The sequence below is a fragment of the Microbacterium sp. Root61 genome, from assembly GCF_001427525.1.
Classification (GTDB): domain Bacteria; phylum Actinomycetota; class Actinomycetes; order Actinomycetales; family Microbacteriaceae; genus Microbacterium.
Genome location: NZ_LMGU01000001.1, coordinates 3,312,074 through 3,333,299 on the forward strand (window position 1 = coordinate 3,312,074; position 21,226 = coordinate 3,333,299).

Sequence of the window (21,226 nt, forward strand, 5' to 3'; positions counted from 1 at the left end):
GTCCTCGGCTCGCACCTCACGGTGCGGGCCGGGGTGAAGGACCACCACCACAGGTCGTCTTCCGTGTAACGGTCGCCGAAACCTGGTGAACAAAGGAACACAACACATGACAATGACAGACCCGGTCGCAGACATGCTGACCCGTCTGCGCAACGCGAACTCGGCGCACCACGACTCCGTGTCGATGCCGAGCTCGAAGCTCAAGACGAACATCGCCGAGATCCTCAAGAAGGAGGGTTACATCGCCGAGTGGATCGTCGAAGACGCACGCGTCGGCCAGACCCTCTCCCTCACGCTGAAGTACGGCCCGAACCGCGAGCGGTCGATCGTCGGCATCAAGCGCGTCTCCAAGCCCGGTCTTCGCGTGTACGCGAAGTCGACCGAGATCCCCACCGTTCTCGGTGGCCTCGGCGTCGCCATCCTGTCCACCTCCTCCGGTCTGCTTACTGACCGTCAGGCCGAGCAGAAGGGCGTGGGCGGGGAAGTCATCGCCTACGTGTGGTGACCTGATATGTCGCGTATCGGACGTCTTCCCATCGACATCCCCGCGGACGTGACCATCACGGTCAACGGCCAGGATGTCGCAGTCAAGGGCCCCAAGGGCGAGCTCTCGCTCACCGTGGCGCGCCCCATCGAGGTCAAGGTCGAGGAGAACCAGATCCTGGTCTCCCGTCCCGATGACGAGCGCGAGTCGCGTTCGCTTCACGGCCTGACCCGCACCCTGATCAGCAACAACATCATCGGTGTGACGCAGGGCTACACCAAGGGCCTCGAGGTCGTCGGCACGGGTTACCGTGTCGCGCAGAAGGGCGGCTCCGTCGAGTTCGCCCTCGGCTTCTCGCACCCCGTTCTGGTCGACCCGCCTGTCGGGATCACGTTCACGGTCGAGGGCAACAACAAGCTCACCGTGAGTGGCATTGACAAGCAGGCCGTCGGCGAGGCGGCTGCCAACATCCGCAAGATCCGCAAGCCCGAGCCGTACAAGGGCAAGGGTGTGCGTTACGCCGGCGAAGTTGTTCGGCGCAAGGCCGGAAAGGCTGGTAAGTAACCATGGCTGTGACATCAAAGTCAGTCGCGCGTTCGCGTCGTCACACCCGTCTTCGCAAGAAGGTCGTCGGTACGGCGGAGCGTCCTCGCCTCGTCGTGAACCGTTCATCGCGTCACGTCTTCGTGCAGCTCGTGGACGACGCCCAGGGCCACACCGTGGCTTCGGCGTCGACCCTCGAGGCCGATCTGCGTGCGTTCGATGGTGACAAGACCGCCAAGGCCCGCAAGGTCGGCGAGCTCGTCGCCGAGCGCGCCAAGGCCGCCGGCGTCTCCGACGCCGTGTTCGACCGCGGAGGCAACCGCTACGCGGGCCGCGTCGCCGCTATTGCGGACGGCGCCCGTGAGGGAGGTCTGAACCTGTGAGTGAGAACAAGGAGAACGAAGTGACCGCCACCGAGCAGTCCGCCGAGCAGGTCGCGCCGGCCGAGGCCACCGCGCCTGCCGAGGCGACGACCGAGCGCGAGCGCGAGCCGCGTCGCGGTGGTCGTGAGCGCAACCAGAACCAGCGTGACCGCGGTGGCCGTGATGCCGACAAGAGCCAGTTCCTGGAGCGCGTCGTCACGATCAACCGTGTGTCGAAGGTCGTCAAGGGTGGTCGTCGCTTCAGCTTCACCGCTCTCGTCGTCGTCGGTGACGGAAACGGCGTCGTCGGCGTCGGCTACGGCAAGGCGCGCGAAGTCCCCCTCGCCATCTCCAAGGGTGTCGAAGAGGCCAAGCGCAACTTCTTCCGCGTGCCCCGCGTCGGCTCCACCATCCCGCACCCGGTGCAGGGTGAGGCAGCCGCCGGTGTGGTGCTCCTGCGTCCCGCAGCAGCTGGTACCGGTGTTATCGCCGGTGGCCCGGTGCGTGCAGTGCTCGAGTGCGCCGGCATCCACGATGTGCTCTCGAAGTCGCTCGGTTCGTCGAACACGATCAACATCGTGCACGCGACCGTCGCCGCGCTCAAGCAGCTCGAGGAACCGCGTGCGGTCGCCGCACGTCGTGGCCTCGACTACGACGCGGTCGTTCCGGCGATCATCATCCGCAACGAGGCCAAGGCCGCAGCGGCGCAGAAGGTAGGTGCCTGATGGCTCAGCGTCTGAAGGTGACGCAGATCAAGTCCAAGGTGAGCGAAAAGCAGAACCAGCGTGACACGCTGCGCAGCCTCGGTCTCAAGCGGATCGGCGACTCCGTCGTCCGTCCCGACGACGCGCAGAACCGCGGGTACGTCAAGACCGTCGCCCACCTCGTGAACGTTGAGGAGATCGACTAATGGCCGAGAAGGCTGAGAAGACCGAAGCCGTCAAGGCAGAGGCGAACGTGAAGGCTGCTGCCCCCAAGAAGGCTGCTGCCGAGAAGGCCCCCAAGGCTGCCCCGGCGAAGGCTGCCGACAAGGCGGAGAAGGCCCCTGCGAAGAAGGCTGCTCCCAAGGCTGCCGCGAAGCCGAAGGCGGATGCCCCGGCAGCCCGTCCCGGCGTGCTGAAGGTGCACCACCTGCGTCCGGTCCCCGGATCCAACACCGCAAAGACCCGCGTGGGTCGCGGTGAGGGTTCCAAGGGTAAGACCGCGGGTCGTGGCACCAAGGGCCAGAAGGCCCGTTACCAGGTCAAGGCCGGGTTCGAGGGTGGGCAGATGCCGCTGCACATGCGCACCCCGAAGCTGCGCGGGTTCAAGAACCCGTTCCGCGTCGAGTACCAGGTCGTCAACCTCGACAAGCTGGCTGAGCTCTACCCGAAGGGCGGCGATGTCACCATCACCGACCTCGTGGCCAAGGGCGCCGTTCGCAAGAACGAGAAGGTCAAGGTGCTGGGCACCGGCGACATCGCGGTGAAGCTCACCGTGTCCGTCGACAAGGTCTCGGGTTCTGCCGAGCAGAAGATCGTCGCCGCAGGCGGCACCGTCAAGTAGTGCACAGGAGGGGCCGGGGCGCTTGCTCCGGTCCCTCCTGGGTTACCCTGGATACCGGCTCGCCACGGGCGTTCCGGCATCCCCTCTGGAGGCAACCTCTTGTTCAGCGCTATCGCGCGGGTCTTCCGCACTCCCGACCTTCGTCGGAAGATCGCATTCACGCTGGCGATCATCGCCATTTACCGGCTCGGCGCTCATGTGCCCTCGCCGTTCGTAGACTTCCCCAACGTGCAGTCCTGCCTTGCGCAGAGCTCCGGGGCGGAAGGTCTGCTGTCGCTGGTCAACCTGTTCTCAGGCGGCGCGCTCCTTCAGCTGTCGATCTTCGCGCTGGGCGTCATGCCGTACATCACCGCGACGATCATCGTGCAGCTCCTGCGCGTGGTCATCCCACACTTCGAGACCCTCTACAAAGAGGGTCAGGCGGGTCAGTCGAAGCTGACGCAGTACACCCGCTACCTCACGATCGCACTTGCACTGCTGCAGTCGACCACCCTCGTGACCGTGGCCCGCAGCGGCCAGCTCTTCGGCGCCACAGGCATCCCCGAGTGCGAGCAGCTCCTCACCAATGACGTGTGGTGGGCTCAGCTCCTGATGATCATCACGATGACCGCCGGTACCGGCCTCATCATGTGGTTCGCCGAGCTGGTCACCGAGCGCGGCATCGGCAACGGCATGTCGATCCTCATCTTCACCTCCATCGCCGCGGCCTTCCCCGCATCGATGTGGGCGATCGCGCAGGCCAAGGGCTTCGAGACGTTCCTGCTGGTCCTGGCCGTCGGTATCGTCGTGGTCGCGCTCGTGGTCTACGTCGAGCAGTCCCAGCGGCGCATCCCGGTGCAGTACGCGAAGCGGATGGTCGGTCGTCGCACCTACGGCGGCACCAACACGTACATCCCGATCAAGGTCAACATGGCCGGCGTCGTGCCCGTCATCTTCGCCTCGTCGCTGCTGTACATCCCCGCGCTCATCGCGCAGTTCAACCAGCCGCAGGCGGGGGAGACGGCACCCGGGTGGGTCGTGTGGATCACGAACTACCTGACCAAGGGCGATCACCCGCTCTACATGCTGCTGTACTTCCTGCTCATCGTCGGGTTCACCTACTTCTACGTCGCGATCACGTTCAACCCTGTCGAGGTCGCCGACAACATGAAGAAGTACGGCGGGTTCATCCCCGGCATCCGTGCCGGTCGTCCCACCGCGGAGTACCTCGACTACGTTCTGACGCGCATCACGCTGCCGGGATCCATCTACCTCGGTCTGATCGCTCTGCTGCCTCTCATCGCCCTGGCCACGGTCGGCGCCAACCAGAACTTCCCGTTCGGTGGCGCGTCGATCCTGATCATCGTCGGTGTGGGTCTCGAGACGGTCAAGCAGATCGATGCCCAGCTGCAGCAGCGTCACTATGAGGGACTTCTCCGATGACCGACTCCGTCAACTCCTCCGCACGTTTCCTGATCGTCGGCCCCCAGGGCTCCGGCAAGGGAACCCAGGGCGTCCGCATCGCCGCCGCGTTCCACATCCCGGTCGTCTCGACCGGCGATGTGTTCCGCGCGAACGTCGCCGCCGGTACGCCGCTCGGGCAGAAGGTGCAGGCCATCATCGAGGCCGGCGACCTGGTGCCCGACGAGCTGACCAGCGAGATCGTGCGCGACCGCCTGTCGCAGGCGGATGCCGCGGACGGCTTCCTGCTGGACGGCTATCCGCGCAACCTCGGTCAGGTCTCCGACCTCGACGACTTCCTGCGTGGCCGTGACGAGAGCCTGGACGCCGTGATCGAGCTGCGCGTTCCCCGCGAGGAGAGCATCGCGCGCCTGTCCCTGCGTGCTCAGGAGCAGGGCCGCACGGACGACACCGAAGAGGTCATCGCCAACCGCCTGGGCATCTACGAGCGCGAGACCGCTCCGATCCTCGGCGTCTACGGCGAGCGGGGCATCGTCGACACGATCGACGGTGTCGGCTCGTTGGACGAGATCACCGACCGGATCGTCGCGGCGCTCGAAGCCCGCGGACTGATCCGCACGGCCGCCGCCTGACGTGGTCGGTCTGCGCCGATCCATCTACAAGTCGCCCGCTCAGCTGCGGGCGATGGTGGAGCCCGGTCTGATCACCGCCGCCGCGTTGGATGCGGTTCGTGCGCTGATCGCTCCGGGTGTCACGACGCTCGAACTGGATGCGGCGGCATCCGCCGTCATCACGGCTCGCGGCGCGAAGTCGAACTTCCAGATGGTCCGTGGCTACCGCCACACCGTGTGCGCGTCGGTCAACGAGCAGGTCGTCCACGGCATCCCGGGCAATCGCCCGCTCGAGCCCGGTGACATCCTGTCGATCGACGCCGGCGCCGAGTACAAGGGCTGGAACGGCGATTCGGCGTTCACCGTCGTCGTGCCCGACCCGTCCCGTCCGGAGCTGGTCGCCGAGCGCGAAGAGCTGTCCCGGGTGACCGAGGGCTCGCTGTGGGCCGGCATTGCCGCGCTCGCCTCCGCCACGCATCTCGGCGAAGTCGGGGCAGCGATCCAGGACTACATCGAAGCATCCGGGCACGACTACGGCATCCTGCGCGACTACGTGGGGCACGGCATCGGCCGGCGCATGCACGAGGCGCCGTCGATCTTCAACTACCGCGTCGAGGATCCGGGCCCCGAGGTGCGCCCCGGGCTGGCCGTCGCGATCGAGCCGATGGTCACCGCCGGCAGCGAAGTCACCTTCATCGAAGACGATGACTGGACGGTTTCCACCCGGGACGGCTCAGCCGGTTCACACTGGGAACATAGCGTCGCCGTGCATGATGGTGGTATCTGGGTGCTGACGGCGCCCGATGGTGGGGCAGCGGGACTGGCGCCGTTCGGCGTGGTCCCCGTTGCCATCAAGTAGGACTCGAGAGGTCGGTAGGGACATGGCTGCGGCTGCACGCAAGAACTGGTTCGCGATCTGGATCAGCATCGGAGTCGTCGTCGCGCTCGTCGCTGTCGCCGGCCTCGTGGTGTGGATGAACGCGACCGCGAGCGGACCGGGTTCCACCCCGGAGAGCTCCTCGATCAACACCGAGACCGGAGCGATCGCCGTGGGCGAGGGTGAAGGCACGCTCGACACCTACGTCGACTTCATGTGCCCCATCTGCGGCCAGTTCGAAGAGGCCTACGGCCCGTCGATCGAGGGACTCGTGGACGACGGCACCATCACGTTGAACATCCACCCGATCTCCATCCTCGACCGCGCCTCGCAGGGCACGAAGTTCTCCACGCGCTCGGCCAGTGCGATGTACTGCGTCGCCGACGCGAACCCCGACGCCGCCCTGCCGTTCCTGCAGGCGATGTTCGCGAACCAGCCCGACGAGAATTCGTCGGGACTCACGGACGACCAGATGGTCGCCATCGCCGAAGGCGTGGGCGTGACGGATGCCGCGGACTGCATCACCTCGGGTCGCTACATGAAGTTCGTCACGTCGATCACCCCGAAGACGCCGGTTGCTCCGGGCTCCACGGGAATCGGCACGCCGACCATCGCGGTCAACGGCGAGGTCATCGCGAACTCGTCGCTGCCCGAGCCGGCAGATCTGGCCACGCTCTTCCAGTAGCGCGGCGGAGTTGCCGAGGCATCCACTATCACGTACACTTGATCTTTGGTGCTTTGCGCCTGTTTCGGCGTGTCTGACGGAGGAATCCCGAAGGCCCCAGCACCAACATCCCACCCACCGCAGACCGACCGGTCTGTGAACCTAGCGACAGTGAGTGTATGGCGAAGAAAGACGGTGTCATCGAGATCGAGGGCACGATCACCGAGGCCCTGCCCAACGCGATGTTCCGCGTCGAGCTGAGCAACGGCCACAAAGTGCTCGCCACGATCTCCGGCAAGATGCGGCAGAACTACATCCGCATCATTCCTGAGGACCGCGTCGTCGTGGAACTCAGTCCCTACGACCTCACGCGCGGTCGTATCGTCTATCGCTACCGCTAGACCGGTCGAGAAGTAACGACCGTGTCGGCCCTGCCGACTCGGTACGAAGACAGCGAACAGGAAACATCATGAAGGTCAACCCCAGCGTCAAGCCCATCTGCGATCACTGCAAGGTGATTCGTCGTCACGGCGTCGTCATGGTCATCTGCAAGTCGAACCCGCGCCACAAGCAGCGCCAGGGCTAGTCACAGATTTGCTCCGGATGCCGCGTAACCGGCATCCGGATCAGCACAACTCAACACATCACAGGCAGTTTCAGAACCCCGCGAGGGGGGACACCCCGGGCGGAGGCCCGGGCACCGATTCTGCTCCATACCTCCACTCACTCCACAGGAGAGAACCGCATGGCACGTCTTGCCGGCGTTGACATCCCGCGCGATAAGCGCGTGGTGATCGCCCTTACCTACATCTACGGCGTAGGCCCCACCCGTTCGAAGGCGATTCTCGCCGCGACGGAGATCAGCCCCGACATCCGCGTCAAGGACCTCAGCGACGACCAGCTGATCGCGCTCCGCGACAACATCGAGGGCAACTACAAGGTTGAGGGTGACCTCCGCCGCGAGGTTGCCGCCGACATCCGCCGCAAGGTCGAGATCGGCTCCTACGAGGGCATCCGCCACCGTCGTGGCCTGCCCGTCCGCGGACAGCGCACCAAGACGAACGCCCGCACGCGCAAGGGCCCCAAGCGCACCGTCGCCGGCAAGAAGAAGGCGCGCTAGGCCTCCGCCTGCGCAGGATTCAGGAGAACAGCACATGGCTGCACCCAAGACTGCCGCGCGCAAGCCGCGCCGCAAGGAAAAGAAGAACATCGCGCTGGGCCAGGCCCACATCAAGTCGACGTTCAACAACACGATCGTCTCGATCACCGACCCGACCGGCGCTGTCATCAGCTGGGCCTCGTCCGGTGGCGTGGGCTTCAAGGGCTCGCGCAAGTCGACGCCCTACGCCGCAGGCATGGCAGCGGAGTCCGCTGCCCGCCAGGCGCAGGAGCACGGCGTCAAGAAGGTCGACGTCTTCGTGAAGGGCCCGGGTTCGGGCCGCGAGACCGCGATCCGTTCGCTTCAGGCTGCTGGCCTCGAGGTGGGTTCGATCAACGATGTGACGCCTCAGGCGCACAACGGCTGCCGTCCCCCGAAGCGTCGCCGCGTCTGACATCCCGGAGCCGGGGCACCCATGGTGCCCCGGCATCTCCGGCTGTCTCGCCGATACGCGAGCGCACCCACAGATATCGGATGCCGCGGCCCGCGCCATCCATGAAACTCAATACCTCCACCCACTGCAAGTGTCATATAGCGGGCACTTAGCCGAAAGGAACACATAGTGCTTATTGCACAGCGTCCCACCCTGACCGAGGAGAAGATCGGGGAGTTCCGCAGCCGTTTCATCATCGAGCCGCTGGAGCCTGGCTTCGGCTACACGATCGGCAACGCACTGCGTCGCAGCCTTCTGTCCTCGATCCCCGGCGCGGCCGTCACGAGCATCCGCATCGATGGCGTCCTCCACGAGTTCAGCACGATTCCCGGTGTCAAGGAAGACGTCACCGAGATCATCCTCAACATCAAGCAGCTCGTCGTCTCGAGCGAGCGCGACGAGCCCATCACGGCGTACCTGCGCAAGACGGGTGCCGGCGAGGTCACGGCCGCTGACATCTCGGCTCCGGCCGGTGTCGAGGTCCACAACCCCGAGCTGGTCATCGCGACCCTGAACGACACCGCGAAGTTCGAGCTCGAGCTCACGATCGAGCGTGGCCGTGGCTACGTCTCGGCGACCCAGAACCGCAACGAGTACGCCGAGGCCGGTCAGATTCCGATCGACTCGATCTACTCGCCCGTCCTCAAGGTCAGCTACCGCGTCGACGCGACCCGTGCCGGTGAGCGCACCGACTTCGACAAGCTCGTCCTGGACGTCGAGTCCAAGTCGTCCATCGCGCCGCGCGACGCCGTCGCATCGGCCGGTCGCACCCTGACCGAGCTGTTCGGTCTGGCGCGCGAGCTGAACGTCGAGGCCGAGGGCATCGAGATCGGCCCCGCGCCGGTCGAGACCGTCCTCTCCAACGAACTGTCGATGCCGATCGAGGACCTCGATCTGTCCGTCCGCTCGTACAACTGCCTCAAGCGTGAGGGCATCAACACGGTCAGCGAGCTCGTTGCTCTGTCCGAGACGCAGCTCATGAACATCCGCAACTTCGGTCAGAAGTCGGTCGACGAGGTGCGCGACAAGCTCATCTCGCTGGGCCTGTCGTTGAAGGACTCGGTCCCCGGGTTCGACGGCGCGCACTTCTACGGCGGATACGACGAAGAAACCGTCTGACCCGCTTCCGAGCTACGAATCATCCTGGAGTAACTGAGAATGCCCAAGCCCACGAAGGGACCCCGCCTCGGAGGCGGACCCGCACACGAGCGTCTCCTGCTCGCGAACCTCGCTGCCGCGCTGTTCACGCACAAGAGCATCACCACGACCGAGACCAAGGCCAAGCGCCTGCGTCCGCTCGCTGAGCGTCTGATCACGTTCGGCAAGCGCGGCGACCTGCACGCGCGTCGTCGCGTGCTGAGCGTCATCGGCGACAAGTCCGTCGTGCACACGCTGTTCACCGAGATCGCACCGCTCGTCGCGGACCGCGAGGGTGGCTACACGCGCATCACCAAGATCGGCAACCGCAAGGGCGACAACGCTCCCATGGCTGTCATCGAGCTCGTTCTCGAGCCGGTGAACCCGAAGCCGAAGTCGGCGAAGAAGACCGCGGCTGCTGCTGCTGCCGCGCCGGTCGCCGAGGCTCCGGTCGAGGAAGCCCCCGTCGAAGAAGCCGTCGCCGAGGAGGTCGTGGTCGAGGAGACCGCCGCCGCCGACGAGACGCCGGCCACCGACGCCGCGGAGGAGAAGGCGGAGTAGTCCGCCTCCGGGCTCGCCCGGATCTTTGCGTACGAAACCCGCAAGCCCTCAGGGGCTTGCGGGTTTCGTCGTTCCGAGCGGCGTCCCATCCGCACGGCGGCTCGGCTGCTCGCGTACCCTGGTTCGGGTGAACGAGAACGCCACACCGCCGGACGCCCGCCCCATCAGCGAGCGGGTCGATGCCCCGCCGCTCACCACGCCCAGCGATCCGCGGGTGCAGTGGAGGCCCGCGGTCGAGGCCGACATCGACGCGATCCAAGCGCTGGCCGCGGCATCCGATCGTGTCGATCACCCCACGTGGATCACGCCCCGGGAAGACATCGCCGACGTGTTCGAGCTGTCGCACGTCGAGGTTGCGCGCGACACGCTCGTCGCGGTCGTCGACGACGAGCTGGTCGCGTGGGGATGGGCGATGGTGCATCCGGTCCAGGACGTCGAGCTGCACGGCTACCTGCAGGGGACCGTGCGCCCGGACTGGCGTCGGCGGGGTCTGGGCGCTCAGCTCATGGCATGGCTGTATGCGCGCGTGTGTGAGATGTTCGTCGAGACCGAGGCGACCGTCCCCGCGGCGGTCTTCCTCTACGTCGAAGAGGGCAACGACGGTGCCGTGGTGCTGGGAGAGCGCCTCGGGCTGAGGACCGAACGCTGGTTCACCGCGATGCACCGGGATCTGTCGGAGCCCATTGTGGTCCCCGCGGCCGCTGAGGGCGTGGAGCTCGTCGCGTACACGTCGGAGCGCGCCGAGGATGCGCGCATCGCCCGCAACGATTCGTTCCGCGATCACTGGGGCAGCCTGGAGAGCGCACCCGAGCGGTGGGAGCAGTTCGTGGGCGGACCGTTCCTGCGTCCGGACCTGTCGACGCTGGCACTCGTGGACGGGCGGATCGTGGCGTTCTGCCTGGCCTCGGTGAACGAGGAGGACTGGGCGGCGCTCGGCGCCTCGCACACCTACATCGACCTGATCGGTGTCGTCCGCGACCAGCGCGGCCGCGGCCTCGCTCCCGCCGTCATCGCCCGCACGCTGGTTGCGGCGAAGGCCGCCGGGCTGGAGCAGGCCGTGCTGGATGTCGACACGGCAAGTCCGACAGGCGCACACACGCTGTACGAACGTCTCGGCTTCACCGCGACGCAGCGCCAGCAGGTGCTCGTGCGCAGGTTCTGACCGCCCCTACTGCGGCACCGGGGCGACCATGCCGTTGGTGAGGCGGTAGGCACGCAGATCGGCGCGGTATTGACGCTCGGCGCGCTCGGCCTCGGCCGTGTCGACGGCGTCGGCCACGGCGTCTGCGAATACCCGCCCACCGGCATCGCCCGGGTGGATCTGGTCGCCCGCGAGGAGGTCGGTGCGGCCGCCGATCGCGCCGGCCCAGTCGGCCAGGACGACTCCCGAATGCGATGCCGCGAATGCCGCGAGATCCGCGTTGACCTCTGGCACCCAGGAGCGCGGCGCGAAGGCATTGACCAGGATCAAGCCGCGATCCCGACCGACGACGGCCAACAGTTTGTCGAGCGACTCGGGGTCGACCGCGCCGTTCGTGCCGAGGGCGACCACCACGAACGGGCGCAGCTGTCCTCCGTCGGCCAGCGTCTGCGCGATCCCGGGGCCCGCCCACATGGAGCGCGACACCGCCGCGTCGACCTGGATGCCGGGGAAGCGGTCCAGCAGCGCGGGGGCCGACGCCAGCATCACAGAATCGCCGATCGCCGTGATGTCGGTCCCGGGGACGTCCGTCGGGGAGGGCGCCGGCGAAGGGAAGCCCGACGGCACCGGCGCCGGTGTCGAGGGGGCCGGTGCGGCGGTATCGGATGCCTCGGCCAGCGCCGCGGCGCCCGCCTCGACGACCGCCTGGCCGGACGCGACGTCGGGTGCGGCGGCGATCGCGGCGGAGGTGCCGCCGAGCACGATGACGGTCGCCGTGATCGCGGACAGAGCCCTGAGCCTGGTCAGCGGCGGACCGCTGACGCGCTGCCCGAGCCGCGCGAGCGAGCCGCGGAATCCATAGCGGCGCACGGGCATCTCGAGGAACCGATACGAGAGTTCGGCGATGGCGATCGTGAGCACCAGGGCGAGGAGCCCGATCCACACGGGAGCTCCGGCGACGGACGATGAACCCTGGAGTGCGGCCACCAGCAGCACGAGCAGCGGCCAGTGCCACAGGTAGATGCCGTACGAGCGGTCGCCGATCCAGCGCAGCGGCTGTGCATCGATCGCCCGGCCGAACCAGGAGCCGGGCAGCACGCCGGCGATGATCGCGACGGCGGTCAGGACGCTGGCTGCGGCGGTCGCGCCGGGGAAGGTGAAGGCGTCGGGCTGCGCCGGAAGGGTGCTCACGGCGACGAGCCCGGCGACCGCGCCCGCGCCGAGCACCAGTCCGGCCACGCGCCAGGAGCGGCGTGCGGTCCAGCCCGGCGGGGTCGAGAGCGTGCGCTGCAGCGCGAAGGCGAGGGCGACCCCGAGCAGGATGCCGAACGCATGGGTGTCGGTGCCGAAGTAGACGCGCGTGAGGTCGGCGCCCGAGGTCACCAGCATCCCCATCCAGACGGCCGAAGCCACGGCGAGAGCGAGGGCGACCACCGCTCGTGCGGTCCCGCGCGGCAGGAGCAGGAACAGGGGCAGGATCAACGGCCACAGCACGTAGAACTGCTCCTCGACGGCGAGCGACCAGAGGTTGCGGAACAGCTCGGGCGTCGCGCCGGTGAAGTAGCCCGTTCCGCCCGCGATCGACACCCAGTTGTACGAGAACGTCACCGCTCCCAGCACCTGCTCGCCGAGGCGAACGAGGACATCGCCGCCGATCACCCAGGCCGCGGTGGCGCAGACGGTGACCAGCAGTGCGAGGGCCGGCAGCAGACGGCGGGCGCGGCGCTGCCAGAAGCGCCCCAGCCGGATCCGCCCCTCCGCCGCGTGCTCCCGCAGCAGCAAGGTGGTGATGAGGAAGCCGCTGATGACGAAGAACACGTCGACGCCGACGAAGCCGCCCTGCAGCACCCAGCCCGGGAACAGGTGGTAGATCACCACGAGGCCCACCGCGATCGCCCGGAGTCCGTCGAGCCCGGCCAGACGAGGCGCGGGCGAGGGAGTGGAGTATGTCATGGCAAGGGGAAGAACGACCTCCAGTCTACGTCGGCCCGCACTCGTGCCATCCGCCCCCACTCCCCGCCGATTCGCCGCGGAACCGGTATCAGAACGTCACGTCTCCCGCTCTATCCCCAGGAGCACCAGCGGCGCTATCCTGAGCGCACCCTCGGCACGCCGGGGTACTGGGGAAGCAGCACAGTCGGGAGTCGGACGATGTCCGAGGGGAACGCGCCTGACGCGGGTCCCACCATGTGGGTGGGTCGTCCGCGCGCGCGTCGTCGCGCCGGTCTGTCGATCTACTCGATCCTGCTCATCATGCTGCTGTCGGTCAGCGTGCTCTCGAGCATCGTCGTCGGCATCATCGGCTACGCGAACGGCACCCAGGCGCTGCGCACGATCGCCTACGAGAAGCTCGTCGAGATCCGGGAGAACCGTGCTCGCGAGGTCACCGAGCTGTTCACGACCATCGAGAACGCGGTGCGACTCGGTGCGATGAACGAGACCAGCACGCAAGCGGCCCGAGCGTTCGCCGACGGCTTCGCACAGCTCGATCAGCAGCCGCTCGACAAGGATCAGTCCGCGCAGCTGAGGGACTACTACGACGGCACGTTCGCCGCACAGCTGTCGGACGCGACCGGCACCGTCGTGGACGGGGCGACGTTCACGCCGAAGGATGCGGCGGAGCGCTATCTGCAGTACCACTACGTGATCCCGTACGCCTCGTGGGAGGAAGCGATCCTCAGCGAGGATGCCGGTGACGGCAGCGCATGGTCGGCCGCGCACGCGAAGTACCACCCCTACTTCCGGGCCATGACCGAGCTGCAGGGTTTCGAAGACGTGCTCATGATCGACGCCTCGGGCAATGTCGTCTACACGGCGTACAAGGGGGTCGACCTCGGCACCAACCTGCTGGACGGTCCCTACCGCCTCTCGAACCTGGCCGACGCCTACCGCGAGTCGATGAGCCGCAACATCGTCGGAGACGTCGTGCTGGCGGACTTCGCACCGTACAGCCCGAGTCTCGGCAACCCGGCGGGATGGGCCGTCACGCCGATCGCGGCGGACGGCGAGGTCATCGGCGCCCTCGCGATCGAACTGCCCATCGACCGCATCAACGAGGTCATGACCGTCGGCCGCGCGTGGGAGCAGAACGGTCTCGGCCAGACGGGGGAGACCTATCTGGTCGGGCGCGACCAGCTGATGCGATCGGTCTCGCGCGCGCTCATCGAATCACCGGACACGTACGTGAAGGATGCCGTGGGTGCCGGGCTCTCGCCGGCCGCCGCCGCACTCGGCCTGCGCAACGGCGACACGCTGATGCAGCAGGACGTCACCAGTGTGGCGGTCACCCGCGCGCTCGCCGGTGAGAGCGGCACGATGCTGGACACGGACTATCTGGGGAGGGAGAGCCTCACCGCGTACGCGCCCCTCGCGGTCGACAGCCTGCCCTGGATCATCATCGCCCAGGAGACCTCGACCGAGGCGCTCGTCCCGGTCGACGACTTCACCCGCAACCTGATCCTTTCCACGGCCGGCATGATCATCTTCGTCTGCCTCCTTTCGCTCGTGCTGGCCCAGGTCTTCGTGCGTCCGCTGCGGCGTCTGAAGAGCGCCGCGCAGCGGATCGCGGCCGGCGAAGAGGGCGTGCAGGTGGACGCGGGTTCCAGCGACGAGCTCGCCGACGTCGCCACGGCGTTCAACGACATGAGCCGTAGCCTGCAGGTGAAGTCCGGCCTCATCGAGGAGCACGAGAAGGCCAACGAGCGCCTCATCCTCTCCTTCATGCCCGAGGGCATGGCCAGCCGGTACAAGCACGGCGACGACGCCATCACGCAGGACAACGACGATGTCACGGTCATCTTCGCCGACATCGTGGGGTTCGAGGCGCTCGCGATGTCGCTGAGCTCCGAAGAAGCGGTGACACGGCTGAACGACCTGATCCGCACCTTCGACGAGGCGGCGGAGAAGTACGGCGTCGAGCGCGTGCGCACGACGCGCCAGAGCTACCTCGCCAGCTGTGGGCTCGGCACGCCGCGTGTGGACAACGCCCGCCGCGCGGTCGAGTTCGCGATGGAGCTGTCGACCATCCTGGAGCGGTACTCCGCACAGCAGGGTGTCGAGCTCGGGCTGCGCGCGGGCCTGGACTCGGGCAAGGTGACCAGCGGCCTCATCGGCCGTGCCCGCGTCGTCTACGACATGTGGGGGGATGCCGTGAACCTCGCCTTCCGCGTGCAGGGCGACTCCGACGAACCGGGCATCTACGTCACGCAGCGGGTGGCCGACCGCATCCCCGACACCATCCCGATCCGCCCAGCCGGCGAGGTCGAGACGCAGAGCGGCACGCAGCGCGTGTGGCGGATCGAGACGGCCGTGACCGTCGTCGAAGGCTGAGGCATCCGATGGCCGACATCGTCTCCCAGCCGTGGTTCTGGCCCGCTCTGATCGTCTCGATCGGCCTCCCGCTCGTGCTGATCGGATTGACCGAGATGCACAACGCGCTCGCGCGCCGCGGCAGTCGGGCGGCGCCGATCGTCGTGATGGTCCGCAACTACCTCGTGCCGGTCGCGGCCGTGCTCATCCTGATCTCCCAGCCCGGCGCGTGGAGGGACCAGGGCACGTGGCCCAAGGCGATCGCGACGGTCTTCGGGCTGCTGGTCATCCTCGTGGTGATCAACGCGATCAACCACCTGATCTTCCACCGCGCCGAGAAGGGCTCGTGGCGCGACCGCTTCCCGACGATCTTCAGCGACCTGATCCGGTTCGTCTTCATCGTCGTCGGGATCGCGTTGCTGTTCTGGTGGGTGTGGGATGCGGATGTCGCGGGCATCTTCGCTGCGCTCGGGGTGACTTCGATCATCGTCGGCCTGGCGTTGCAGAATGCGGTCGGTTCGATCGTGTCGGGCCTCTTCCTCATCTTCGAGTCGCCGTTCGAGCTCGGCGACTGGATCGTGGCCGATGGGGTGCGCGGGCAGGTCGTGGAGGTCAACTGGCGGGCCGTGCACATCGACACCGGCAACGGCATCGTCGTGACGCCGACGGCGAAGCTGGCCGGGGCGTCGTTCACCAACCTCTCGCGCGGCCCGGAGCCGTTCGCGGCGGAGCGGGAGCTGTCATTCGCGACCGACGACCCGCCCGTGCGCGTGCGCCAGCTGCTCGTCGACGTCGCGCGCGACATCCCGCTGCTCAGCGAGACCCGCGAGCCGACCGCCACGACCCTGGACGGATCGCGCTACCGGGTCACGCTCCCGCTACGGAGCCCGGCCGACGCGAGCGACGCTCTCGACGCCTTCTCGACCCGCGTGTGGTACGCCGCGCGTCGCGCCGACCTGCACCTGGACGGAGACCTGACCGACGACTGGAACTCGGCGAGCCGCCTGCAGGACGCGCTGCACCAGATCGCGCCCATGCTGAGCGTGTCGCCGGCGGATGCCGAGGCCCTCGCCGCGTCGGCGCGGCTCGAGCGGTACTGCCAGGGCGAAGTGATCCTCCGGCCCGGCATTGTGCCCTCGTCCACGCGATTCGTCCTGGCGGGCCGGGTCATGCTCGGTGTGCCGACCGACTCCGGGTTCGTGAAGATCACCGAGCTGGGGCGGGACGACGCCATCGGCCTGACCGCACTGACCCGCACCGGCACCATCTCCCGCGCGATCGCGCTGACCGAGGTCGAGGTGGTGGCCATCCCTGTCACGGTGCTGGACGACATCGTGCGGGCCCACCCGGTGCTCGCCCGCGAGATCGTCCGCGAGAACGAGAACCGCGTCCGGCTCGCCCGCAGCGCGCTCGCCGAGATCGGGGAGTCGCTCGACCCCGGGCGGGCCGTGCTGGGCTGACGAGGACGTTTCGTCTCGCTCCGCTCGCTCGCCGACCGGCGCCTTCGCTCGCTCAACGGGCGGGGCCTAAGCTGGGCGGGTGCGCATCCGGCTCGACATCGCCTACGACGGCACGAACTTCCGCGGCTGGGCCCGCCAGCCCGGGCTGCGCACGGTCCAGGGCTCGCTCGAAGAAGCACTCGCCCGCATCCTGGCGGGTGACCCACGACTTGTCGTGGCGGGGCGCACCGACGCCGGCGTGCACGCCTCGGGGCAGGTGGCCCATGTCGACCTCGACGAGGGTCAGGTGCAGCGACTGCTGCAACGGCACACGCGGGACACGGCATCCGATCCCGTCACGACCCTCGCCGCCCGCCTGCGCGGAGTGCTCGGAGCGTACGCCGACGTCACGGTGTCCGCCAGCAGCCTCGCGCCCGAGGGCTTCGATGCCCGCTTCTCCGCCGTGTGGCGCCGGTACGAGTACCGGCTGGCCGATGCGTCCTCCGGCTACGACCCGATGGAGCGGCATCGCACCACGTACGTCCGCGCGGTGCTGGACGAGTCGGCGATGGATGCCGCGGCCCGGTCCCTGATCGGACTCCACGACTTCGCGGCGTACTGCAAGCCGCGCGCAGAGGCCACGACGATCCGCACGCTGCTGAACTTCGGCTGGCAACGCGACGCCGAGGGCGTCCTTGTGGCCGGGGTGCGCGCCGACGCGTTCTGCCACAGCATGGTACGGGCCCTGGTCGGGGCCTGCGTCGCCGTGGGTGAGGGGCGCCTCGACATCGAAGACATCGCCGAGATCCGCGACGCGGGGGAGCGCACCCCCGAGGTCAAGGTGCTCGCGGCCCGCGGGCTCACGCTTGCCGAGGTGGGCTATCCGACCGACGACCTCCTCTCGATGCGCGCCGAGCAGACCCGCGCCCGCCGCGACCGGGAGTGACCCGGCCGCGGGTCGTTCCGGATCCGCGGCTAGACTGACCGCACGCCGGCCATTGCAGGGCCGCTTTTACCGACTCGGGAGACGCATGAAGGCCGCCCACCGCATCGCCGTGATCGGTGCCCTCGGCCCGCTCCTCGCCGTGGCGCTGCTCGGCTGCGGTCCCGCGCCCTGGGAAGACGGCTCCACGCCCGCGCCGACCGGCTCGGCCAGCGTCATCCCGACTCCCGTCCCGAACGACATGTCCTCCGGGGCGACGCAGCGCACGCTCGTGGCGGGTGCCGTCACCGCGACCGTCGACTACTGGTCGACGCTCAGCATGGACAAGTGGACGGCGGAGGCACTCAAGCCCGTCAGTCTGTCGATGCTCACGACGATCGAACCCAGCGACGGCCAGAAGGTCTACCTGCAGCGCGCCACCATGACGGTGATCCCCTCCTCGCCGACGGAGACGCTCGCAGCGCTGGAGCCGCAGGTCGACGCCGCGACGGTGAGCCCGGGCTATCTCGTGCTCTCGCCGTACAGTTACTCGCAGACCTTCACCGTCGGGCCGGTGCCGGCGGAGGCGACCTACGTCACGCTGCAGTTCACCTACGACTTCCTGGTGCAGACGACGCCGACCTCGAGCGAGTACGCCAAGCAGACCGCGACGGACACCGTCACCGTAGCGCTGGCGCGCTGAGCAGCCGGTCGATCACGGTCGACCCGACCCGCTCCCACCGGTCGCCGCCCTTCTCGCTCGCGAGTGCCGCGGCATCGCGTGCCATGTAGGCCAGGGCTCCGAGCTCGTAGCCGACGGTCGAGGTCTGCGCCCAGCCCGCGCTGGCCGACGGCTGCAGATGGCTTCCTTCGAGTTCGATGCGCGAGATGCGGCGCAGCGCGTCGCGCACCAGATCGCGGATGTCGGCATCCGGGCGCCGGATCAGCACGACGAACCGTCCGACGCTCGGCTGTCCGATCACGGTCCCGGGTGGCAGCGCGGCGCGGATCTCGGTATCCACACGCCGGTTGAGCTCGGCCAGCGCGCCGCGTCCCGCGGTGTCATGGATCTCGCTGGCATCGTCGAGCTGGATGTGGACGAGGGAGCACGGCTCGCCGGTGGCCTGTGCCTGCCGGCACGTGTGCGCGGCCGCGCGCTCGAACGCCTGCCATTCGACGGATGCGCCCGAGCGGCGTGCGGCGAGCAGCGCGTGCACCGGGGGCGCGATCGCGGCGACGAGTGCGCAGAGCAGGTAGAGAATGGCGGCTGCGACGCCGACGAGGCCGACCAGGTCCTCGCTCATCGCCGCGGAGGTGACCGCGGGGTCCACGATTGTGGCCGCGATCGCGGTCAGAGCCAGGAGAGCGGATGCCGTGACCAGCGGGATGAGGCAGGCCGAGCGCGGGCGGGGGAGTCGCCACCATTCGAGCACCAGGAGGGCGGCGAACACCGCCCCCACGAGGGAAGTGCCGCGATGGGCCAGGGCGTCCCACGGCGTGCCGGCGGCTAGTCCCAGGACCCCCGCGGCGATCACCGCGAAGGCGCCGCCGACCCACGGCAGATCCCGGACGCCGCGCAGCGCGCGGACTCCGGACCAGATGAGCACCGGAGCCGCCACCGCGCCGCCCAGGCTGAGGTGGCGCAGGAGATCGGAGTCGAGCTCGGCGGCCACGACCGCGCCGTACGCGGCGACCATCACCAGGGCGAACGCGAACGACCAGTCCAGCGTTGCCCTGCCCGGGTGGGAGAGGAACCCGATACCGATCGCCAGCATCGTCGCCAGGGTGGCGACGGCGGCGAGGGCGACCCCCGCGTAGGGCGTGATCGATAGGAGGATCTCGTTCATCGGTCGTCACCGCCCGCAGAGGCGACGCGAGGGGGTGTCCGCGGCATCGTCACTGTGACGACCGTTCCGACGCCCAGCTCACTGTCGACCGAGAGCGTGCCGCCGTGCACCGCCACGATCTCCCGGCTGATGCCGAGTCCGAGGCCTGTGCCGCTCGCGGTCTCCTGTGCCTCTGCCGTGCGGAAGTACGGCGTGAGGACGTGCGGCAGGTCGGCGGGCGAGATGCCGATGCCGGTATCGGTCACGATCAGCGCGACCGTGTCGTCGGTGAGGACCGAGGTGACGCGCACCGCGCCGTCGCGCGGCGTGTACTTGATCGCGTTGCTGACGAGGTTGTCCACCACTTGCCGCATCCGGAAGCCGTCCCCGGTGACCGGGAGCGGATCATCCAGGTGCAGGTCGAGGGTGACCTCACGCGTGGCGGCCGTCGGGCGGAAGGATCCGACCGAGTCCCGGACGATCTGGCGCAGGTCGATCTCCTCGAAGGACTCGTTCCCTGTCCCGGTCGAGCGGCCGGTGCGGAGCATGCTGCCCGCCATCTCCAGCATCCGCTCGCTCGCACCGAGCATCGTCTCGAGGCGCTCCCGCATGCGGGGCGTGAGGTCATCCGCCTCGAGGGCGAGCTCCGCGTTGCCGATCATCACGGTGAGCGGATGCTTGAGCTCGTGCGACGCGATCGCATTGAGTCGCTCGCGCTCGCGCTGCGCATAGGTGATCGCGGTGACGTCCTGGACGACGAGGAGGGTGCTCGGCTCCTCGTCCTCCGACGAGCTGAGCCGCTTGGCGCTGATCGAGAGCGCGCGCCACTCGCCTTTCGGCGTGAACAGCCACACGCGGGCATCGCTGAACGTCTCGCCGCGCACCGCTCGCGCGAACGGCCGGTCGAGCGGTGGCAGTGGCATGCCGCGTCGGCCGGCGTATTCGACAGACGTGCCCGGCAGATTCGGGTCGATCGGATCCAGCCCGTAGAGGCGCGAGTAGGCGTGGTTGACGGTGAGGACGATTCCGGATGCCGAGAGCCGCGCGACGCCCGTATCGACACCGTTGAGGATCTCGTTGGCGCGACGCTCCTGGTCGGCCCGTCGTTCGGCCGTGGCCTTCAGCCGACGCGCCTGTCGCCGCTGGAGCCTGCGGAAGGCGCGCATCTGGCGCATCGCGAGATGGGTGGTGATGCCGATGAACAGGACTGAGAGGAGCACGATGAACAGGCGCAGGGTCACCGCCGGACTCGGCGTGCCGATTGCGTCCACCAGCAGGATCGCGGCGATGACCGCGAGCATGGCGCCCAGCGCTGCGGCGCTGAAGTGCATCGCCACCCACATCACCGGGAACGCCCACAGGTAGCCGAAGCGCAGGTCGGTGTCGCTGGCGACGAGCCCGATGGCCAGCGCGTCGAGGAATGGCACCGCGAGGACCGCCGACTGGGGCAGCCGGATCCAGGGAACGGTGAGCGTGGCCAGGCTGACCACGACGATCGCCAGCACGCCCACCGCGAAGGTCCAACGGGTGAACAGTTCGGGCTGCAGGAACAGCACCAGGACACTGATCGTCAGCACGCTGGCGGCCAGCACCAGCTGTGTCAGCCAGACTGAACGCGTGCGGGAGTCACTCGCGCCCGCGGATGGCGCCTGCGCTAACCCCCCGGTAGCCATAGGGCGAGTCTATGCGGCCCCGCGCATGGGACGTCTCCCCGCGTGCGGGAGCACCCCTTGCGGGATCTTGAGCAAATCCTGCGGGTCTACCCGGCGACCCCGGATCTCCCGTTGCGCTCGATCCGCGAGGCTGGTCCTGC

The 21,226-nt window shown here is 68.3% G+C and carries 24 protein-coding genes; 21 read left to right on the plus strand and 3 right to left on the minus strand.

Annotated features, from left to right (window positions below; translation table 11 throughout):
* Nucleotides 1-106: 106 nt before the first annotated feature.
* The 17 genes from rpsH (at nt 107) to ASD65_RS15515 (ending at nt 10,939) form a co-directional block, all read left to right on the plus strand.
* Complete coding sequence (gene rpsH / locus ASD65_RS15435; RefSeq protein WP_056223984.1) at nt 107-505, plus strand: 30S ribosomal protein S8; 399 nt, start codon at nt 107-109, stop codon at nt 503-505.
* A 6-nt stretch (nt 506-511) separates the two neighbouring features.
* On the plus strand, nt 512-1,048 hold the full coding sequence (gene rplF, locus ASD65_RS15440) for a 50S ribosomal protein L6 (RefSeq protein WP_056223986.1): 537 nt from the start codon (nt 512-514) through the stop codon (nt 1,046-1,048).
* 2 nt (nt 1,049-1,050) lie between these two features.
* Nucleotides 1,051-1,410, plus strand: a complete 360-nt coding sequence (rplR, locus tag ASD65_RS15445; RefSeq protein ID WP_056223988.1) for a 50S ribosomal protein L18 — start codon at nt 1,051-1,053, stop codon at nt 1,408-1,410.
* A complete protein-coding gene (rpsE, locus tag ASD65_RS15450; RefSeq protein WP_056223990.1) occupies nt 1,407-2,114 on the plus strand; it encodes a 30S ribosomal protein S5 in 708 nt (235 codons plus the stop codon). The genes rplR and rpsE overlap by 4 nt, the downstream gene beginning before the upstream one ends.
* Complete coding sequence (gene rpmD, locus ASD65_RS15455) at nt 2,114-2,299, plus strand: 50S ribosomal protein L30 (RefSeq protein ID WP_056223992.1); 186 nt, start codon at nt 2,114-2,116, stop codon at nt 2,297-2,299. Before rpsE ends, rpmD begins: the two co-directional genes overlap by 1 nt.
* Nucleotides 2,299-2,934 carry a 50S ribosomal protein L15 gene (gene rplO, locus ASD65_RS15460; protein WP_082561814.1) on the plus strand — a complete coding sequence of 212 codons (636 nt, stop codon included), beginning with the start codon at nt 2,299-2,301 and terminating at the stop codon, nt 2,932-2,934. Before rpmD ends, rplO begins: the two co-directional genes overlap by 1 nt.
* 99 nt (nt 2,935-3,033) lie before the next feature.
* Complete coding sequence (secY, locus tag ASD65_RS15465; protein ID WP_056223994.1) at nt 3,034-4,356, plus strand: preprotein translocase subunit SecY; 1,323 nt, start codon at nt 3,034-3,036, stop codon at nt 4,354-4,356.
* A complete protein-coding gene (locus tag ASD65_RS15470; protein WP_056223996.1) occupies nt 4,353-4,967 on the plus strand; it encodes an adenylate kinase in 615 nt (204 codons plus the stop codon). Before secY ends, ASD65_RS15470 begins: the two co-directional genes overlap by 4 nt.
* A gap of 1 nt (nt 4,968) precedes the next feature.
* Entirely contained in the window at nt 4,969-5,805 is an 837-nt protein-coding gene (gene map, locus ASD65_RS15475) for a type I methionyl aminopeptidase (RefSeq protein WP_156378894.1), read from the plus strand.
* A 22-nt stretch (nt 5,806-5,827) separates the two neighbouring features.
* Nucleotides 5,828-6,508: a DsbA family protein gene (locus ASD65_RS15480; RefSeq protein WP_056223998.1), complete on the plus strand. Its 681-nt coding sequence runs from the start codon at nt 5,828-5,830 to the stop codon at nt 6,506-6,508.
* A 158-nt stretch (nt 6,509-6,666) separates the two neighbouring features.
* A complete protein-coding gene (gene infA, locus ASD65_RS15485) occupies nt 6,667-6,888 on the plus strand; it encodes a translation initiation factor IF-1 (protein ID WP_056224000.1) in 222 nt (73 codons plus the stop codon).
* Nucleotides 6,889-6,956: 68 nt separating this feature from the next.
* A complete protein-coding gene (gene rpmJ, locus ASD65_RS15490) occupies nt 6,957-7,073 on the plus strand; it encodes a 50S ribosomal protein L36 (protein ID WP_056224002.1) in 117 nt (38 codons plus the stop codon).
* Nucleotides 7,074-7,232: 159 nt separating this feature from the next.
* The gene (gene rpsM, locus ASD65_RS15495; protein WP_056224004.1) at nt 7,233-7,607 is read left to right on the plus strand and encodes a 30S ribosomal protein S13; all 375 of its coding nucleotides are present in this window, start codon (nt 7,233-7,235) and stop codon (nt 7,605-7,607) included.
* 34 nt (nt 7,608-7,641) lie between these two features.
* On the plus strand, nt 7,642-8,040 hold the full coding sequence (rpsK, locus tag ASD65_RS15500; protein ID WP_056224006.1) for a 30S ribosomal protein S11: 399 nt from the start codon (nt 7,642-7,644) through the stop codon (nt 8,038-8,040).
* A gap of 168 nt (nt 8,041-8,208) precedes the next feature.
* Nucleotides 8,209-9,198, plus strand: coding sequence for a DNA-directed RNA polymerase subunit alpha (locus tag ASD65_RS15505; protein WP_056224008.1), 990 nt, complete (start codon nt 8,209-8,211; stop codon nt 9,196-9,198).
* A 39-nt stretch (nt 9,199-9,237) separates the two neighbouring features.
* Nucleotides 9,238-9,777 (plus strand): 50S ribosomal protein L17, encoded by a 540-nt coding sequence (gene rplQ, locus ASD65_RS15510; RefSeq protein WP_056224011.1) that lies wholly within the window; start codon nt 9,238-9,240, stop codon nt 9,775-9,777.
* 127 nt (nt 9,778-9,904) lie between these two features.
* Nucleotides 9,905-10,939 carry a GNAT family N-acetyltransferase gene (locus tag ASD65_RS15515; RefSeq protein ID WP_056224012.1) on the plus strand — a complete coding sequence of 345 codons (1,035 nt, stop codon included), beginning with the start codon at nt 9,905-9,907 and terminating at the stop codon, nt 10,937-10,939.
* Between the two features lie 6 nt (nt 10,940-10,945).
* Here the strand turns inward: ASD65_RS15515 and ASD65_RS15520 are convergent, their stop codons facing one another.
* The gene (locus ASD65_RS15520) at nt 10,946-12,871 is read right to left on the minus strand and encodes an acyltransferase family protein (RefSeq protein ID WP_056224014.1); all 1,926 of its coding nucleotides are present in this window, start codon (nt 12,869-12,871) and stop codon (nt 10,946-10,948) included.
* Nucleotides 12,872-13,069: 198 nt separating this feature from the next.
* On the opposite strand from ASD65_RS15520, the gene ASD65_RS15525 reads away from it, so the two are divergent.
* The 4 genes from ASD65_RS15525 (at nt 13,070) to ASD65_RS15540 (ending at nt 18,290) form a co-directional block, all read left to right on the plus strand.
* A complete protein-coding gene (locus tag ASD65_RS15525) occupies nt 13,070-15,247 on the plus strand; it encodes an adenylate/guanylate cyclase domain-containing protein (RefSeq protein WP_082561815.1) in 2,178 nt (725 codons plus the stop codon).
* An 8-nt stretch (nt 15,248-15,255) separates the two neighbouring features.
* Nucleotides 15,256-16,686: a mechanosensitive ion channel domain-containing protein gene (locus ASD65_RS15530; RefSeq protein ID WP_056224017.1), complete on the plus strand. Its 1,431-nt coding sequence runs from the start codon at nt 15,256-15,258 to the stop codon at nt 16,684-16,686.
* Between the two features lie 79 nt (nt 16,687-16,765).
* A complete protein-coding gene (gene truA, locus ASD65_RS15535; protein WP_056224020.1) occupies nt 16,766-17,611 on the plus strand; it encodes a tRNA pseudouridine(38-40) synthase TruA in 846 nt (281 codons plus the stop codon).
* An 85-nt stretch (nt 17,612-17,696) separates the two neighbouring features.
* Nucleotides 17,697-18,290: a hypothetical protein gene (locus ASD65_RS15540; RefSeq protein WP_056224022.1), complete on the plus strand. Its 594-nt coding sequence runs from the start codon at nt 17,697-17,699 to the stop codon at nt 18,288-18,290.
* Here ASD65_RS15540 and ASD65_RS15545 read toward each other — a convergent pair.
* The gene (locus ASD65_RS15545) at nt 18,268-19,434 is read right to left on the minus strand and encodes a GGDEF domain-containing protein (protein WP_056224023.1); all 1,167 of its coding nucleotides are present in this window, start codon (nt 19,432-19,434) and stop codon (nt 18,268-18,270) included. The genes ASD65_RS15540 and ASD65_RS15545 overlap by 23 nt on opposite strands.
* The gene (locus ASD65_RS15550) at nt 19,431-21,086 is read right to left on the minus strand and encodes a sensor histidine kinase (RefSeq protein WP_056224025.1); all 1,656 of its coding nucleotides are present in this window, start codon (nt 21,084-21,086) and stop codon (nt 19,431-19,433) included. The genes ASD65_RS15545 and ASD65_RS15550 overlap by 4 nt, the downstream gene beginning before the upstream one ends.
* Between the last annotated feature and the right edge of the window lie 140 nt (nt 21,087-21,226).

Excerpts from the sequence above, each read along its gene's own strand:
- ASD65_RS15480 (WP_056223998.1), top strand. The coding sequence starts at position 5,828 with ATGGCTGCGGCTGCACGCAAGAACTGGTTCGCGATCTGGATCAGCATC.
- rpmD (WP_056223992.1), top strand. The coding sequence starts at position 2,114 with ATGGCTCAGCGTCTGAAGGTGACGCAGATCAAGTCCAAGGTGAGCGAA.
- ASD65_RS15530 (WP_056224017.1), top strand. The coding sequence starts at position 15,256 with ATGGCCGACATCGTCTCCCAGCCGTGGTTCTGGCCCGCTCTGATCGTC.
- ASD65_RS15540 (WP_056224022.1), top strand. The coding sequence starts at position 17,697 with ATGAAGGCCGCCCACCGCATCGCCGTGATCGGTGCCCTCGGCCCGCTC.
- rplR (WP_056223988.1), top strand. The coding sequence starts at position 1,051 with ATGGCTGTGACATCAAAGTCAGTCGCGCGTTCGCGTCGTCACACCCGT.
- rpsH (WP_056223984.1), top strand. The coding sequence starts at position 107 with ATGACAATGACAGACCCGGTCGCAGACATGCTGACCCGTCTGCGCAAC.
- ASD65_RS15545 (WP_056224023.1), bottom strand. The coding sequence starts at position 19,434 with ATGAACGAGATCCTCCTATCGATCACGCCCTACGCGGGGGTCGCCCTC.
- rpsM (WP_056224004.1), top strand. The coding sequence starts at position 7,233 with ATGGCACGTCTTGCCGGCGTTGACATCCCGCGCGATAAGCGCGTGGTG.
- ASD65_RS15470 (WP_056223996.1), top strand. The coding sequence starts at position 4,353 with ATGACCGACTCCGTCAACTCCTCCGCACGTTTCCTGATCGTCGGCCCC.
- ASD65_RS15525 (WP_082561815.1), top strand. The coding sequence starts at position 13,070 with ATGTCCGAGGGGAACGCGCCTGACGCGGGTCCCACCATGTGGGTGGGT.
- infA (WP_056224000.1), top strand. The coding sequence starts at position 6,667 with ATGGCGAAGAAAGACGGTGTCATCGAGATCGAGGGCACGATCACCGAG.
- ASD65_RS15550 (WP_056224025.1), bottom strand. The coding sequence starts at position 21,086 with ATGGCTACCGGGGGGTTAGCGCAGGCGCCATCCGCGGGCGCGAGTGAC.
- rplF (WP_056223986.1), top strand. The coding sequence starts at position 512 with ATGTCGCGTATCGGACGTCTTCCCATCGACATCCCCGCGGACGTGACC.
- rpsK (WP_056224006.1), top strand. The coding sequence starts at position 7,642 with ATGGCTGCACCCAAGACTGCCGCGCGCAAGCCGCGCCGCAAGGAAAAG.
- rplO (WP_082561814.1), top strand. The coding sequence starts at position 2,299 with ATGGCCGAGAAGGCTGAGAAGACCGAAGCCGTCAAGGCAGAGGCGAAC.
- rpmJ (WP_056224002.1), top strand. The coding sequence starts at position 6,957 with ATGAAGGTCAACCCCAGCGTCAAGCCCATCTGCGATCACTGCAAGGTG.
- ASD65_RS15520 (WP_056224014.1), bottom strand. The coding sequence starts at position 12,871 with ATGACATACTCCACTCCCTCGCCCGCGCCTCGTCTGGCCGGGCTCGAC.
- rplQ (WP_056224011.1), top strand. The coding sequence starts at position 9,238 with ATGCCCAAGCCCACGAAGGGACCCCGCCTCGGAGGCGGACCCGCACAC.